This window comes from Ancylomarina sp. 16SWW S1-10-2 (assembly GCF_009669305.1).
Lineage (GTDB): Bacteria > Bacteroidota > Bacteroidia > Bacteroidales > Marinifilaceae > Ancylomarina.
Genome location: NZ_SADB01000343.1, coordinates 1 through 367 on the forward strand (window position 1 = coordinate 1; position 367 = coordinate 367).

The window sequence follows — 367 nt, forward strand, 5'->3', positions numbered from 1 at the left end:
AGTGTATCCAAAGATATTTTTAAGCTCTTTACCTTTATGGCATTATTTTTTGGCGTGTTACAAAAGAAAAAGACCATTGTCGCTATGGATATTGACCATCGTAACTCGGCTAAAATGTCTTATAGAACAGGTAAGTTTTCTTATAAAAGTTATTGGTTAAGCCAATATATTTACAACCCTATTATTAGTTGTCAGCTACGATTTGTGAGTCGTTACTGCAGTTTATTGTTCTTAAAAGGCCAGCTCTTAGTTGATGATTATGGCAAAGGCCGAGACAAAGTGAAGAACTTTTACGATACTGCTCATGATTTATCATTCGTGATTAATCAAGCGGATTTAGCTAAAAAAATAGCAACTTGGAATCAAG

Annotated in this window: 1 protein-coding gene; it reads left to right on the forward strand. The window is 33.8% G+C overall.

All coding sequences use genetic code 11. The features are described 5' to 3' along the window. Positions 1–36: 36 nt before the first annotated feature. The coding region (locus EMN46_RS19470; protein ID WP_154202672.1) for a hypothetical protein at positions 37–367 on the forward strand (331 nt) is incomplete at its 3' end.